At 33.8% G+C, this 16,044-nt stretch carries 15 protein-coding genes and 1 pseudogene; 10 read left to right on the forward strand and 6 right to left on the reverse strand.

Going from position 1 to position 16,044, the window contains the following annotated elements; translation table 11 throughout:
- Positions 1-140 precede the first annotated feature (140 nt).
- The 6 genes from ABWU24_RS02495 (at position 141) to fmt (ending at position 4,412) form a co-directional block, all read left to right on the forward strand.
- Positions 141-1,097: a hypothetical protein gene (locus tag ABWU24_RS02495; RefSeq protein ID WP_015587845.1), complete on the forward strand. Its 957-nt coding sequence runs from the start codon at positions 141-143 to the stop codon at positions 1,095-1,097.
- A 289-nt stretch (positions 1,098-1,386) separates the two neighbouring features.
- A complete protein-coding gene (locus tag ABWU24_RS02500) occupies positions 1,387-2,160 on the forward strand; it encodes a hypothetical protein (protein WP_015587846.1) in 774 nt (257 codons plus the stop codon).
- A gap of 210 nt (positions 2,161-2,370) precedes the next feature.
- Complete coding sequence (locus ABWU24_RS02505) at positions 2,371-2,814, forward strand: PAS domain-containing protein (RefSeq protein WP_015587847.1); 444 nt, start codon at positions 2,371-2,373, stop codon at positions 2,812-2,814.
- Positions 2,815-2,904: 90 nt separating this feature from the next.
- Complete coding sequence (gene rpmI, locus ABWU24_RS02510; RefSeq protein ID WP_015587848.1) at positions 2,905-3,111, forward strand: 50S ribosomal protein L35; 207 nt, start codon at positions 2,905-2,907, stop codon at positions 3,109-3,111.
- 21 nt (positions 3,112-3,132) lie between these two features.
- Positions 3,133-3,498 carry a 50S ribosomal protein L20 gene (rplT, locus tag ABWU24_RS02515; protein WP_015587849.1) on the forward strand — a complete coding sequence of 122 codons (366 nt, stop codon included), beginning with the start codon at positions 3,133-3,135 and terminating at the stop codon, positions 3,496-3,498.
- Positions 3,499-3,512: 14 nt separating this feature from the next.
- A complete protein-coding gene (gene fmt, locus ABWU24_RS02520) occupies positions 3,513-4,412 on the forward strand; it encodes a methionyl-tRNA formyltransferase (protein WP_015587850.1) in 900 nt (299 codons plus the stop codon).
- A 141-nt stretch (positions 4,413-4,553) separates the two neighbouring features.
- Here fmt and ABWU24_RS07820 read toward each other — a convergent pair.
- Positions 4,554-4,706: pseudogene (locus ABWU24_RS07820) on the reverse strand (WPE palindromic element domain-containing protein); the annotation flags it as partial.
- Positions 4,707-4,782: 76 nt separating this feature from the next.
- Between ABWU24_RS07820 and purH the strand changes: the two are divergent.
- The gene (purH, locus tag ABWU24_RS02530) at positions 4,783-6,303 is read left to right on the forward strand and encodes a bifunctional phosphoribosylaminoimidazolecarboxamide formyltransferase/IMP cyclohydrolase (protein WP_015587851.1); all 1,521 of its coding nucleotides are present in this window, start codon (positions 4,783-4,785) and stop codon (positions 6,301-6,303) included.
- Between the two features lie 460 nt (positions 6,304-6,763).
- On the opposite strand, the gene nth is transcribed toward purH, so the two are convergent.
- The 3 genes from nth to icd all read right to left on the reverse strand — a co-directional run bounded on the left by nth (position 6,764) and on the right by icd (position 10,223).
- The gene (gene nth / locus ABWU24_RS02535; protein WP_015587852.1) at positions 6,764-7,402 is read right to left on the reverse strand and encodes an endonuclease III; all 639 of its coding nucleotides are present in this window, start codon (positions 7,400-7,402) and stop codon (positions 6,764-6,766) included.
- A 26-nt stretch (positions 7,403-7,428) separates the two neighbouring features.
- Entirely contained in the window at positions 7,429-8,718 is a 1,290-nt protein-coding gene (locus tag ABWU24_RS02540) for a molecular chaperone DnaJ (RefSeq protein ID WP_015587853.1), read from the reverse strand.
- A 77-nt stretch (positions 8,719-8,795) separates the two neighbouring features.
- The gene (gene icd, locus ABWU24_RS02545) at positions 8,796-10,223 is read right to left on the reverse strand and encodes an isocitrate dehydrogenase (protein WP_015587854.1); all 1,428 of its coding nucleotides are present in this window, start codon (positions 10,221-10,223) and stop codon (positions 8,796-8,798) included.
- 144 nt (positions 10,224-10,367) lie between these two features.
- Here icd and ABWU24_RS02550 point away from each other — a divergent pair, with 144 nt between their 5' ends.
- Entirely contained in the window at positions 10,368-10,829 is a 462-nt protein-coding gene (locus ABWU24_RS02550; RefSeq protein WP_015587855.1) for an RDD family protein, read from the forward strand.
- A gap of 65 nt (positions 10,830-10,894) precedes the next feature.
- Here ABWU24_RS02550 and purD read toward each other — a convergent pair whose 3' ends face one another.
- Together purD and serS are read right to left on the reverse strand one after the other, a co-directional pair.
- On the reverse strand, positions 10,895-12,166 hold the full coding sequence (purD, locus tag ABWU24_RS02555) for a phosphoribosylamine--glycine ligase (RefSeq protein ID WP_341815443.1): 1,272 nt from the start codon (positions 12,164-12,166) through the stop codon (positions 10,895-10,897).
- Between the two features lie 33 nt (positions 12,167-12,199).
- The gene (serS, locus tag ABWU24_RS02560; RefSeq protein WP_015587857.1) at positions 12,200-13,480 is read right to left on the reverse strand and encodes a serine--tRNA ligase; all 1,281 of its coding nucleotides are present in this window, start codon (positions 13,478-13,480) and stop codon (positions 12,200-12,202) included.
- A 343-nt stretch (positions 13,481-13,823) separates the two neighbouring features.
- Here serS and ABWU24_RS02565 point away from each other — a divergent pair, with 343 nt between their 5' ends.
- Both ABWU24_RS02565 and dusB read left to right on the forward strand, forming a co-directional pair.
- Positions 13,824-15,071 (forward strand): hypothetical protein, encoded by a 1,248-nt coding sequence (locus tag ABWU24_RS02565; RefSeq protein WP_353274385.1) that lies wholly within the window; start codon positions 13,824-13,826, stop codon positions 15,069-15,071.
- 12 nt (positions 15,072-15,083) lie between these two features.
- A complete protein-coding gene (dusB, locus tag ABWU24_RS02570) occupies positions 15,084-16,034 on the forward strand; it encodes a tRNA dihydrouridine synthase DusB (protein WP_015587859.1) in 951 nt (316 codons plus the stop codon).
- The last annotated feature ends 10 nt before the right edge of the window (positions 16,035-16,044 follow it).

A 16,044-nucleotide genomic window follows, 5' to 3' on the forward strand; every position in this document is an offset into this window, starting at 1 on the left:
ACATTACTTAGTATAATAAAAGTAACTTTTACATAAAAATTTTAATAAAAAGATATAGGTTTAAATATTTTATCCACTAACATAGAGAAGTATTTGTTAATTCAAATAATACTTTTATTAATTAATTTAAGAAGTGTGAAATGCCAAAAAAATTCCAAAACACTAAGAATAGCATGCGAAAGAGAGAAACAACAAATAAGCAGGAGATGGATGGTCCAACAATTAGAATTGCATCTGACTTGGAAAGTATAAAACAAAACAGAAGGGTAGAATTTTTAATTAAAGGAGAGAATTTAACAGTAAAAGACCTCTCTATATCTTCTAGAGCAGCTGAGATAGGCTTGGTTACAGGAATAGTAAATTCAATAGACATTCCTCAAGCAATTCGTGAATCGACAATAGATGGAATTATTTTAGGTCTTAAGAGTGGAGAAATAGAAAAAGGTAAAGAATATAATTATAGAGAATTTAAGAAAATATATCTAAAAAACCTTGTAGATGAATTGGGTAAGGATAGTTCAAAAAAGCTAAAAGAAAGAACTGATGAAAATAGCCAATTGAGAGAATCTACTACTGAAGAAATTGATTATCAGATGCAGGAAGATGTAACTATCGAATCAGCTTCTTTAACAAAACAAGAATTCGATTTTGCATCAAGCAAAGTAACTACTAAAGAGATTAATGACGTAATAAATGAAATAGAAGAATCAAATGCTAGTTATGGAATTGCTCCTGAAGATATAAGTAGTGTTTCCCGTTTTGATAGTAATTCACAAGAAGTGTTAGATCATTCTATATTTAATAGCACAGATGTGGAAGGGCCTAAATTACCCGAAATAAATGGAGGACAGTATATAGGAATAGCAGGGATTGCTGGTGGTATGTTGGGTGGAGTGCTAGCAGTAGCTTTTGCAGGATTAGGATACTTTGTATGGCATAGAAAAAATAGGGAAGGTAGCTACGATGTTGAAAAAGCGATGAAAAACCTTCCTGAACAAGCTCAACTTGAGCATTCCGGATCTACATCAGAAATAGAATCTTTGCTCAGCAATGCTACATCCGTAGCACATCTATCTCCTCAAATTAGCATCGAATAAAATTCCAGAGTTTGATGGCACAACAGTGCCATCAACTTAGCTCTCTAGCATTTGTAATGCTCTGGAACCAAAGGAGAAGAAATTTTCCTGTCTTACAAAAAATTTTATAACTCTTTCTCTAATTTTATATCGTTTTTACTAAGGTATAATAAGTTGCAATGAGAGTAAGATCAATCCGAATATTAATACATATACTATTTAGTATAATAAAAATCTTAGTAAAAAAATGTGGACTTAAATAATTTATCTTTTATACACAAGGAAATATTGATCTATTTGGAGGTCATATATGCCAGGAAGATTGTTACACGTTAAAGATACTGTACGAGAAAAAGGATTAATCAATAAGGAAAAAAGGAATAGATGGATTAGTATTGAATCTGAATTGCAAAATGTAGAACAAAATAGAACAATATATTTTCTATTGGGAGGAGGTGATTTAAAACTTAAGTATGTATGTATGCTTGATGATACATCTTATCGTATTCTTGTTGCTGAAGGAGAAATAGTGCGTGCAGAAAATCCAAAAGTGATGATTGATAATATCGTTTCTGATCTTAAGAGTGGAAAAATACGAAGTTATAAAGAATATAATGCCAAAGAGTTTTATGAAAAGTATCTCAAAGAGTTTTTGAGTAATGAGAATTTGCAAAAGATGGAAGCTGGTGATATTGAAAGTACAACAACAGAACTACCAAACTTAAAACAAGTAATGGAAAAAATGAAAAAATTAAACGCTAGTAATGGAATTACAATTCAAAATATAGGAAATGTTAAAAATACGACAAATATTTTGGGTAATCCTATGATTTATGATATGAACTTGAGAAGATTTAAATTATTGGAAACATCTCGATCAAATAAGGAAAATATGGGAGTGTTAACAGTAGGTATGTTAGCAGTGGTAGTAGTCTTGTTAGCAGCTATCGCAGCAGCTGTACCATTTAAATGTTGGTTTTATAATAGAAAAAATAAAATCCATAGTAGTTCTAAGGAAGAAACTCCATCTAGTAAGTTATTAAGTACAATAACCTTAGAAAGTAGAGGTAATAGTATTATTTAGCCAAAATATTGCAAAAATAGAATTTTTTTATTATTTTTTACAGTTTCCTCATTTAATAATTTTGATGTTCTAATTATTATACTTAATGTATCATTACCTGTTGTGTAAACAGGATGAGAATTTTCAATAATCTGCATCCTTTAGTAAGAAAAAATCAATACATTCACGATAAGTTTACCTCATATCTGTGTTTTATATGTGGAATTTCGAATGGAAAATTATGCAGGCAAAGAAAGAAGAATAGTGAATATAGTTACTCAACATTGGAGTGATATAAAAGGATCAGATAGAGAATGGCCAGAAAGACATGAAATAGACACTGCAGAAATCATGGAGTCATGGCAGCATTGTTTTATCATTGAAGTTAAAGAACGAGGTTATATATGTGAAAATGCAGGAGAAAAGGCTATTGAATTTTATGGTTTTGAACAAAAGATGTACATCGATAATAAGTATGCAATTGATGCACCATTTTTGCGGCTATATAAAATAGATGCAGTTATTGATAAACTTGAGACTGTAATAGAGAGTAAATGCTCAATTAACGAAGAGGAAGAAAGTGAAAGTGTTAAAATGAGGCAAGTATTGTTGCCAATTGGAGATAAAGAAGGTATAACACATATACTGGGTGTGATTACATTTAAGCTCCTCTAAAACACAATTTTAATTTGATTCTTTAACAAAATTATCTATACTCATAATTAATTACTACTAAAGAACTAAATAGCGGAACTTGTTTGGGATATGACAAAAATGAAATTAAAAACTAAATCTTCTGTCAAAAAGCGCTTTCACCTTACAGCTAAGGGCAAAGTCATCTCTACTCAGTCAGGTAAAAGACATGGTATGGTAAAGAGAAGTAAATCTAATATTCGTAATCAGCGTGGTACAACGATTCTTAATAAATCTGACTCGCGCATAGTTAAGCTTTATATGCCTTATGGTATTTAACAAAATGGAGGTAAAATAAAAATGGCTCGAGTAAAACGTGGAGTCACTACTCATGCTCGTCATAAAAAAATATTGAAGCTAGCAAAGGGTTATAGAGGACGGGCAAAAAATTGTTATAGAATTGCATTACAAAGAGTTGAAAAAGCACTCCAATATGCTTACAGAGACAGAAGAACCTGTAAACGTGATTTTCGTGGTTTGTGGATAATACGTATTAATGCAGCGGCAAGAGAACATGGACTTACTTACGGTAGATTTATGCATGGTCTTAAACTTGCTGAAATTGATTTAAATAGGAAAATTCTTGCTGAGATGGCTGTTAACTATAAGGATGATTTTGCTAAATTAGTAGAAACTGTAAATAGTAAGTTAGCAGAAAATTCTTAAAGCAAAAACACCTAATGAGAATTATTTTCATGGGTTCACCGGAGTTTGCAGTTAGTACGTTAAGCTTACTATTGAAATCAAATAACGAAATAGTAGCATTATATACCAAGGCTCCAAAACCTTCAGGGCGTGGGCGAAAGTTAACAAAATCCCCAGTACACGTCGTTGCTGAAGAAAGTGACATAGAGGTATGTATTCCTACCTCTCTAAGATCTTCAATAGAGCAAGAAAAGTTTAGAAATTTTAAGTCAGATGTTGCAGTTGTTGCTGCGTATGGATTGATACTTCCAAAAGAAATTTTAAATATTCCCAAATATGGTTGTATTAATATTCATCCATCATTGCTGCCTAGGTGGCGCGGTGCAGCTCCAATACAGCACACAATTTTAGCCGGAGATCAAGAAACCGGAGTTAGCATTATGCAGCTAGATGAAGGATTAGATTCTGGCCCTATTTTAAAACAGAAAAAGTTTCTTATTGAAAAAAGCGATAATTATAAGACGTTGTATGATAAATTGTCTGAATTAGGTAGTGATTTACTGCTGAAAGTACTAAACGAAATTGAAAAGCAAGTTCCCTTAAAACAGAGCGATAACGATGCGTGCTATGCTGACAAAGTAAAAGACTATAAAATTTACGCAAGTGACGCCTGTGAAATTGCTTATAGAAAGGTTAAAGCATTTTATCCAAAAGCATTCATTAAGGTAGAGAATAAACGTATCAAGATACTTGATGCTGAATTTGAAGCCTTCACTTCAGGACAAGGTGAGATCATTAATGATAATATGCATATAAGTTTAAAAGGTGGTACTTTAATTCCTAAAGTTGTACAAATGGAAGGAAGAAATCCTTGCGATATTAAAGATTTTGTTCGTGGCTTAAAATCAAGTTTAACAAAAAAATTTATAGAATAGACTACTTTGAAGGGAGGGTGAGGAGAGCTAAAGCAACTTCTACAATTTGGTATTCCGCTGCTTGTTAGCGGAATCTACAACAAGATACCGCGTTTTGGTGTACGAACATTGCAATTTGCAGGTAATTTGAGTAGTAGATGGTGTCATTCCAGTGCTTGATAATGGAATCCAGTTTCTATTGTACAGCCACCTGGTGTGCTCATTGAAAGTGAAGTTTTCTGGATCCCAGTGTCTGGGCACTGGGATGACATCTTTCTTGGTCTCTTGTATCACAATGTTCGTACAGTTGTGGATAACGTGGCGGTATGACGTAGTAGCTATATATAGACAAATTTTCTTTTCTTAGATATAATCTTAAGAAACCTTCCATATGAAAATTAAAAGAGCTTTAATATCAGTATACGATAAGACAAATATAATTGAACTTGCATCGTTTTTGATGCAGCAACAAATAGAAATTCTCTCAACAGGGAATACTTATAAAGTGCTATCAGGTGCGGGAATAAAAACGCAAGAAGTTTCAGATTACACACAATTTCCAGAAATACTAGATGGCAGAGTGAAAACTTTACATCCTAAAATTCATGGAGGAATACTCTGTGATCGAAAAAGGCACGAAGAGGAAATGCAGAATCTAGAAATTAAGCCGATAGATCTGCTTATAACTAACTTATATCCATTTTGGAAAACGGTTAATAGCAACTCAAGTGAGAAGCAAATCATAGAACAAATAGATATAGGTGGAGTAGCATTAATTAGAGCTACAGCAAAAAACTTTCATTTCACTTCAGTGATTTCTAGAATTCAAGATTACGAAACACTGAAAGCTGAGATGATCAAAAATAACAATCAGACAACATTAGAATATAGAAAACATCTAGCAACTAAAGCATTTGCTCTGACTGCACAGTATGATTCTAATATTTACAATTGGTTTTTATCACAGGGTAAAAGCAATGAGTTACCAGAGTTTTTTACTCTATATGGATGTAAAGCACAAGGACTCAGGTATGGTGAAAATCCTCATCAAAAAGCTGCATTTTATAGCAATCAATTTAGCAAATATCCACTGGAGAAAATACATGGAAAAGAATTGAGCTATAATAATATAGTCGACATAGAGTCTGCACTTAACATAATTTCTGAGTTTCAAGAACCTGCAGCAGTGATAATAAAGCACAATAATCCATGTGGCGTTGCTGTTAGTGATAGTGCTTTAAAAGCATATGAAAAAGCTCTATCATGTGATGAAATAAGCAGTTTTGGTGGAATAGTTGCTTTCAATCGGGAGATAGATTTAAAGCTAGCAGAGAAATTAAACGAGATATTTTTGGAAGTGGTGATAGCACCATCGGTAAACAATGAGGTACTAAAAATTTTACAAAAAAAGAAAAATTTAAGAGTGATTATTCATCAATCTCTTCAGCAAAATGCAAAATATCAAATCAAAAATGTTGTTGGCGGGTTCTTAGTGCAAGAAAATAATAACCATACAGTAAAAGTAGAAGAAATAAACCGAGTGACAGAATGCACTACAACAAAAAAAGAGAAGGAAGATCTTATTTTTGCTTGGAAAATATGTAAACATGTAAAATCCAATGCAATAGTGATAGCAAAAGACGGTTGTGCTATTGGCATCGGTGCAGGACAAACAAGCAGAATAGATAGTGTGAATATTGCAGTAAAAAAAGCAGGTGAAAAATGTAAAGGCGCAGTGCTTGCTTCAGATGCATTTTTTCCATTTCCAGATAGTATAGTAGAAAGTGCAAAGCATGGAATTACAGCTATAATTCAGCCAGGTGGCTCATTGAAAGATCAAGACGTGATAGCAGCTGCAAATGAGAATAAAATTGCCATGTTTTTCACTGATGTTCGTAACTTTCTCCATTAAGCTTTGTATCCTGTCAAAATTATACCTACACAGGGCTTTGTTGCATAGCAGCTTATAGGTATGAAAATTGTAGTAAATTTATGTAGTTACTTTAAACTCAACTATACCTATCTGTAATTGTAAGCTGTACTCTTGAGCTCCTGATGCGATATAGCAAATCCTAAAATGCCTTGCTGTTTTTCTTTATAGACATTCAGCTTACCTTGTACATTAGTCTATCTGGATGACATTTTACTTTTTCTAGAATATAATAATTCCCTAGAAATTACCCTACTCAATTCTATTGTACCTTGTTTAACATTGAAACATGAGTCTGGAATCTAGAAATTTTTTAAGAACAAAAGTTATTCTAAATTTTTGTTGGTAAGAAAGACTGGATTTCAGTGTCAGCTACTCGGATGACACCATCATAGAGATCAGCTACTTGGATGATAAAAGTAAGAAATATCGAAGTGTTATACTAGACTTTATACCTCTTGCATTCAAACTCACATAAATCATGAATTGTGCACGCTTCACACAAAGGTTTTTGTGCCTTGCAAATGTATCTACCGTGTAAAACTAGCCAATGATGAGCATAAAGCAGGTATTTTTTTGGAACCACATTCAAAAGAGATTGCTCTGTTTTAAATATATCTTTTTCTTTCACAAGCCCAACTCTATTGCTTACTCTAAAAACATGAGTATCAATTGCCAATGTTGGAATACCAAGCCCCGAATTTAAGAACACATTAGCGCTCTTTCTCCCAACCCCTGGTAAAGATACCAAATCATCGAAATTAGTAGGCACTTTGCTATTGTACCTCTCAATCAATATTTTGCTGAGCCCGATTATATTTTTTGCTTTGGAATTATATAAACCAATACTGCTTATGTATTTTCTCAGCTCACTTTGCCCAAGATTTAGCATTTTTTCTGGCGTATCAACAATACTAAATAGCTCCCTCGTAATTTTATTAACACTGATATCGGTTGTCCGCGCTGATAGAACTATTGCAACTAATAACGTAAAATGATTGGTATAATTTAGCTCTATTTTCGGTATGGGATTTGATTGCTTGAATTTTTCAAATATCAATTCTACTTTTTTTGAGTTCACGTATAGAGCTAAAACTACACTGGTTACTATGCAAATTTAATTGCTTGAGGATTAGATAGTCCTTCAGTATTAACATCAGACATATCAGTTTTTACCTCATCAAAATTCCTTTCAGCAAACTCGCTTGCCACTTCTGCAAAACATTTTCTAACAAGAGGCATGATAATTGGCATCAATAATTTCCGCAAATCATACCATTTTAATAGGTCAGTTTCCTTTTGTACTCTATCTCTTGGATCCTCTTCTAGTAAATCTTTTGTGTGCTTGTCAGCATATATTTCACAGCCTTTTGAGAAAATAGGAGCTAATGCTTCAATTAATACTGCCAATAACAATAGTGGACCAAGTATAGCTCCACCAACAGTTAATCCATTAGCAATGAAATTTGTTGTAACTAAATAAACAGAAAAAGCAGCTAAAGGATAGTTGATAAGAAGTTTACTGCTTAGCGCAATATAGTTCATTTTACTCATGAATTCATCAGTAGAAATTTCTGAGTTTTTATACTTCTCCATATAATAATTCACTAATGAATTACAGAGTTTATTAATAATGATATTAAATGCTATGATCCACCATGAAAAATAGCAACCTATAGTAATTGTAGTTAATAGAGTTAAAGGCAGAAAACTTATTTTTGGGACTAACATTAGAGCATTTTTGCGCTCTATAAATTTCAATGCTAATGTCTTTTTATCTTCTTCAATTAGGCTTCTCTTTTCTTTTAGAGGAGTAATATAATTAAGTAATTGTATGCTTGGCTTTGCTATATATTGATATAACTCTTGCATTAACTTTGCAATTTGTACACTCTTCTGAAAATTATCTAAATTTGGATTTAATAAAACCCTCTCTATTTGAGCCTGAAGTTCATTATAGCTTTTGAAGTCTTCTCCAAACGAACGATCATTTCTTTTTAGTATAGCAATCAACCCATCAAAATCTTTACCTACAGCTTCTTTCTCACTGATTTTTAGCTCGTTAAACAACTTTCTCCTATAGTGAAACTCTCTTGCTGTTAAACGCCCATCACTTCCAGCGCCAATACTGACTTTAACACAAGGATTTCCTAATTCCAAAGGTTCAATATATTTTTTTAGCTCTTGATAGGCTTTATAAATTTGATCAAATCTATTTTTATCTCCACCCTTGTCAGGATGATTTACAAGAATTAACTTCCTATGCTGTTTCTTCAAAATTGAGCTAAGCTCTTCATAATTCTTGTCTACAACTTGTTTAGCTTCTATTTCCAACACATTAAACAAATCAGCATTATCACGAAACTCCTGACTAGTTAACTTAAAATGTTGACTCATTACTACGCCTCACATGAACATACTGTTAGTATAATACATTTTATGCTTTACACAAGCATAAACATGTTTAACTCTCATTAAGAGAAAAAACCCTCTTTCCCATCGTATAAATACAATTTGTCCATTCTCACTACATCAAAGTTATTTTCTTCGAGTTTTGTTAGTAAGTTATTCACGTCACTGTTTGTGATAGCTTTCTTTTCATTATCTGCAATAAACCTGCAGGTTATTTGATCGCTTGAAGATTCTGACTTTCCTGGCCAGATTGCAAGACCTTTTGAGTATATCGCTATAATCTTAGGATCACTTGATTTAAATAATTCTACTATTTGGTTAAAATTGCCAGATTTGTTCCAAGCAAGCGTTATGTCGCTACCAACTAGCTTTTTAGTTTTATAGTCCTGTTCATAGCTATCTTGTATTTTACTTGTTTTATTACTTGCACTATTGTCAATTATAAGTTCAGATAGTATTCCTGGTTTCTTTCCTAGATTATTTATAATAGCTTCTGCAAATTCTTTTGTACCCACTTTCTGTTTACTTTTTTTCTCCTTATATAAATCAGCAGTGTGTACTCCATCTTCCAAAGTCTTGAGCCACGCATCATAAATTAGTTTTGCAGTAGTAGCTTGATCTATGTAAATTAGCATATGCACTGCAGCATTTAAAAGACCAGAAGGATTAGCTATATTTTTTCCTTCAATATCAGGAGCAGAACCATGCACTGCTTCGAACATCGCATATTCATTACCTATGTTGCTACTTCCAGCAAGTCCTACAGATCCAGAGGTTTGTGCGACTATATCTGATAATATGTCACCATATAAATTCTCAGTTACTATAACATCAAAATTCTCGGGCTCTGTGGCAACTTTTGCCATTCCAATATCAACTATATAATGATCTGCCTTTATATCTGGGTATTCTTTTGCAACACGATCAAATGCTGCATGAAAAGTGCCGTCAGTCATTTTCATTATGTTATCTTTAGTCAGGCAAGTTACTTTCTTTCTATTGTGTTTTTGCGCATATTCAAAAGCGTATCTGCATATTTTCTCTGAACCGGATCTAGTAATAATTTTAGTGCATTGGTACGAGTCACCAGTGAGCCTATGCTCTATTCCCGTATAAACGTCTTCTTCATTTTCACGTATTACAACAACATCAAATTTATCGAATTTATTTTCTATAACAGGGTGATACGAAATGCATGGTCTGATGTTTGCATACAGCCCTAAATTCTTCCGCAGTGCAACGTTCAAGCTTTTGTGCCCTTTGCCTTGCGGAGTTGTTGTTGGAGATTTAAGTAACACTTTTGTCCTTTCAATAGACTCCCAACCACTCGGAGAAATTCCATGAGACCATTCCTTACTATAAACACGCTCTCCTATTTCAATAATATCTATTGAGATCTCTGCTTTCGCTTCACGCAATATCGACAGCACCGCTTCCATAATTCCTGGTCCGATACCATCACCATACGCAACTGTGACTGATGTTGACATAACTTCCTTAACTGTAAATGATTTAATGTTAATTCAAATAATATAGTGGCACAAGCAGCTAATATTACCCGAATTAGTATATTTACGATTATTTAATAACGCATCTTTATATTAGATAGTGATACTAGAAATATAAATGAGGCTATGAATATTGAAATAAATCATGTGGGCTTCATGAAGCGTACTGTAGCATCCACCCTTGATGCGGTCATATATTCACTCGCTTCTTTTTTATTTAAAGACTTTATACTTATACTATATATAGTAGTAGAAATACTAATGATAACAAGATTTGGTGGTACTCCAGGAAAATTATTGCTAAAAATATATATAAAAGATGCAAATACATTTACAGATGTTACCCTAAAACAGGTAACAATAAGATGCTTTTTTAGAAACTATTCTTGGATTATTTTTCTTCCAATTTGGCTGCTGTCTTATTATTACCTTGAACATCCTCAATTTGACTATATTGCCTTATGTTGTCTCTTGTGTCCTGTTGTAATATTAATTTTACTTTTTGTATTAGCAATATTTGATAAACGCAAACAAACGTTTTATGATAAGATTGCAAAAACAGTAGTAATAGAATATAAACCTAGTTGATGTTTTTCTTTAGTTGTCTGTATTATTGCTTACAAAGTGACTTTTTTGTTTCTGCATGAGCTAAATTAACTACCAATATCATACCTGAAGAATCCACCTGACCATTCTAGAAAATTTAATGCTGAGTACACTTTACTTTTAGCTTCTTCCATAGTGTTTCCTTCTCCTACTATATTTAGCACCCTTCCGCCATCTGAAATCCAATTGCCACTTTCATCTCGCTTAGTGCCAGCATGAAATACTAGCACTCCAGGAATGTTCTCAATTTTATCTAATCCTTTAATTACCTCTCCTTTTTGATAATCACCAGGATAGCCTTTACTTGCAACGACTACACAAACTGTAATTTTGTGATTAAACTCCACCATTTTTGTATTTAACTTGCCTTCTGCAACTGACAACATCAACTTTAGCAAATCACAATTTGGATCAAGTCTAGGTAACATAGATTGTATTTCCGGATCCCCAAACCTAACATTATACTCAAGAAGCTTTGGACTATCTTTGCAAATCATTAAACCAGCAAAGAGTACTCCTTTATAGGATGTTCCCATGTTAGTCAGTGCTTGAATTGTAGGATATATTATTTTTTGGATAATTTTTTGCTCCATCTCCTTACTTATAATCGAAGGTGATGAGTATGACCCCATGCCTCCAGTATTTTGTCCCTCGTTATTTTCACCAACTCTCTTGTAATCTTTTGCACACCCAAGGGTTATTACCTTCAACCCATCAATAAGAGCAAAAAAACTTACTTCCTCTCCAATTAAAAACTCTTCTATGATTATTTCTTCACCTGACTCACCAAGATTTTTCTCCACTAGCATTGAATCTATTGCTGAAAAAGCCTCATTTTCTGTGTGGCATATTATGACACCTTTCCCTGCTGCAATTCCATTTGCTTTAATTACAAGCGGCAATTTTATTTTATTACTACGGACAAAATTTTTAGCTAACCTCTCATCAATAAAACGCTCATACTTGGCGGTTGGTATACCATATTGTTTACATAGTTCCTTCGTAAAAGACTTTGATGCCTCAAGTTTTGCAGCTGCTTGACTTGGAGCAAAAACGTTTATCCCCTCCGCAGTTAAATCATCAGCAAGCCCATTAATTATCGGCTGCTCTGGACCAATAATTACTAGCTCTATATTTTCTTTCTTGCAAAATTGTGTAACATCAACTGAATCTTGAATATTTATATTCACAAGAACTCCAAAATTCTCCATGGCCGGGCGACCAGGAGTAACATATAACTTAGTCAAGGTAGGAGACTTCTTTAGAGCCCAAAGTAAAGCATGCTCACGCCCACCAGAACCTATAACCAAAACCTTCATCTTTATTTCCTCGCTTTTCTATATATGTCAAAATTATTGTTTGCTTATAACAGTATCATTACTCATATATCTTTGCAACACGTTTGGTATTGTAACTGACCCATCGGAATTTTGATAATTCTCCATTATGGCAACAATTGTTCTTCCTATGGCTAAAGCTGAGCCGTTTAAAGTGTGAACGTATTTTTTTGTTTTTCTGTCAGTTTCTAAGAAGTATTTAGTGTTCATTCTTCTTGCCTGGAACGTACCGCAATTTGAGCAGCTTGATATTTCTCTATATTTATTTTGCTCAGGTAACCATACCTCTATGTCATAAGTCTTTTGTGCAGCAAAACCCATATCGCCACTGCAAAGTAGCATTACTCTGTACGGTAATTCTAGTTTTTTTAATATCTCTTCAGCAACACTAGTCATACGTTCAAGCTCGTCTTTTGACTGGTCTTCAGTTGTGATGCTTACTAATTCCACTTTACCAAATTGGTGTTGCCTTATCATACCTCTTGTATCTCGTCCTGCGCTGCCAGCTTCTTTACGAAAACATTCTGAATATGCAGTAAAACGAATAGGCAGTTCTTTTTCTTCTATTATTTTGTCAGCAACTAAATTTGTTAAAAATACTTCACTTGTAGGAATTAATCTTAACTCATCGGTAGTTAAATATGAATCATCGGAAAATTTTGGTAGCTGACCAACGTTATACATCGCCTCGTTTTTCACCAGAGCTGGGTGATACACCTCAGTATAGGCAAATTCATTAACATGTGTTTCCAGCATAAAATTTATTAATGCTCGTCCAAGCTTAGCTAACTGTCCTTTTAATATTGTAAACCTTGATCCAGAAATTTTTGCTGCTTGCTCAAAATCCATCAAGCCTAACCTTTCTCCGAGTTCATAATGAAATTTTGGCATAAAACTAAATTGCCTTTTTTCTCCATATTTTCTGATTTCTACGTTGGAGCTCTCATCTTCACCTATTGGCACGTTTTGTGCAGGGATATTTGGTAAGTTAGATAAGATATTCATTAAGTTATCTTTCTCCGTTTGCTCTTTTAAGCTGATTGCTTTTATCTCATTTGTTATGTTTCTTGACACTTCTACCTCATTTTCAGAGGAGCTCTTGCTCATTTTAAGCTTCTTTATTTCCTCTGTGATTTCATTGCGCTGCCTATTTAAATCTTGCAATGTAGTAGTCAGTAATCTTCTTTCATCATCAACATCTAATATTTCTTTTGCAGTAAATTCTCTTATCCCCCTGATTTTCATTGCCCTTTCAAATCCTTCAGGGTTTTTGCGTATATCTTCTATATCATGCATATGTTGTGCTATTACTAACATCATTACTCTACTTCAAAAGCTTTGAATGCTCAATATTTTTACATATAAATGCTAATATTGATTTTACCTTCATAATTTGCTAGAATTAGTTAACGTAGTATTCATAAAATATAACATGTTGAGCGTCAAAAAAAAGCACAATACATTTAAAGAGAGTACTCACTTCACTAAACTTAAGGCTAGTGGAAGATTTGCTGTCTACGCTTTTTGTATATATTTGGCAACTACATTTACCATTGGCTGTTTGGGATTGATAATGGGATCTTTCCTCTTAACCTTACCGTTTGCTATGCTCATCTCCAACCCTATAGTTTGGATTTTAATGGGAATAGTGCTTACAGCAACATACAAGATGGTTATTGAACCTTTATTTTACTTGGTAAAAGATTATGTTGATGGAAAAGGAGTTTCAGAGGGAAAAGAAAGCGATGCTAAAACTGATGAGCTATTAAAATCACCAAAGCAAGAGCAAGCTGTAAATAATCAAGGAAATCCAAAAACCCCAGATGGGGATAGTGGTATTGTACCAGGAAGTGAACCTGCCTCAAGTAACAATAGTCGTAGAAATTCTAATGCTTCAGGAGATAGTGGTTTGGGTGGCAAAGAGTTTCATGAAGATTTACAAACTCTTATGCATCAGACAAATAGAGAAAATTACTATTACTGGCTACAAGAACATGACATTTCTCATATTGCAAGAGCTGTATATAACTATTCAGAAAATTCAAGTGGCAATGTACTTTTTTGTATTCCTGGTGATGTGAGTACTTTAAACTCAAAACTGAAAGAGTATAAAATAGAACAAGGGAACACAAAAAAAATCTTTGCCTCGATTATTAATTTAGGAGGAAATCACTGGGTAACACTGATAGTCACATGTAATGGTAACAGACAATTTAGAGCTTATTATTGTGACTCATTTGGTAATAAATTACCAAATGAGGTTGAAGGAAAGGTAAAAGACGATATAAGTCTTGCTAATGAGATTGCTGAGAAGTGTCTATTACCCTTAAGTAATGAGGTGGGAAGTTTAATACGGGAAAGAGAAAATAATCCAGATAATGCTAGCCTTAAAGAGAAAAAAGATGATGTTGAAAAAACATTAGGTCATGCAAGAGAAGATAGAAATAAGTTAGTTAGTAAGCCAATTGATACTAGTTATATAGTGGGCATATTACAGGAAACCTTAGAGATAGGGAATGATAGCATAAAGAGTTCTGCGGTTGATCAGCAAAAAGATGGCTGTAATTGTGGAGTATTTGCTTTAGAAAATGCTCATAGGATTACGGAAATGCTCAACGAAGATAAATCATTTGATGAAATTGACAGAGAGTTATCAAAGCACAAGCCTAGGCCAGGACAATTGCACGAGAAGAGAAGAGAGTTCGCAAAAGCACTTATGGAGGATGAAGAGTGGAAAGAATCCATTGCTGAAGGTGGAATTTTACATGATACTATACAGCAGCTCATTCCTGAAGATAGTAAGAAAGAGGAGGCAGAATCTACCACAAGTTCGATTATTCAAAATGTTGTTACAACATGTGCAAAATATTTGGGCCTCAGTAATTAATCAATAAGATCTATGTCCCTTCAAATAGGAAATTTGGCTATTGATTCTCCGGTTATTTTAGCACCAATGTCTGGAGTGACTGATTATCCATTTAGGAGTATTGTAAAAAAACTTGGTGCAGGTTTGTTAGTCTCAGAAATGATTGCAAGCAGGGCTATGATCATGCAAACTCTACAGAGTATGCAAAAAGCAAAAGTTGATGAACTAACCGCTGTACAACTTGCTGGTTGTGAGCCTGATATTATGGCGGAAGCTGCAAAGCTAAATGAGGACATGGGTGCGAAAATCATAGATATAAATTTTGGTTGTCCAGTTAAAAAAGTTGTAAACGGTTACGCAGGGTCAGCACTTATGCGTGATGAAAAAAAGGCTGCTGAGATAATAGAAGCTGTAGTCAAGGCAGTGAGTGTGCCAGTTACAGTAAAAATGCGTACTGGATGGAATGACGAAAATCGTAATGCTCCGCGCTTGGCAAAAATTGCAGAAGATTTGGGAGCAAAGATGATTACTGTACATGGAAGGACAAGGGCACAGCTTTATAATGGTCAAGCAGATTGGAAATTCGTTAGAAATGTTAAAGAGCAGGTAAAAATTCCAGTTATAGTAAATGGAGATATTAAGAGTTTGAATGATGTTCAAAGTGCACTTAAAGAATCTGGGGCAGATGGAGTAATGATAGGTCGTGGTGCTTACGGCAAACCTTGGCTGATTAATCAAGCAATAAACTTTTTGAGTGGAAATAAAGTTTCTGAGCCAACAGCCTTAGAGAGATTAAGCATAATACTCAAGCATTATGACAGTATTCTTGAGTACTATGGAAGCGATACAGGAATAAAGATGGCCCGCAAACATATAGGATGGTACAGTAGCGGGCTTCAAAACTCATCTGAATTTCGTGTAAGAGTAAATAACATAATAGACAGCACAGAGGTGAAAGAAAATATAATCGATTTTTTTAGTTAAAAACAGATTA

The organism is Wolbachia endosymbiont (group B) of Hofmannophila pseudospretella (assembly GCF_964028515.1).
Lineage (GTDB): Bacteria > Pseudomonadota > Alphaproteobacteria > Rickettsiales > Anaplasmataceae > Wolbachia.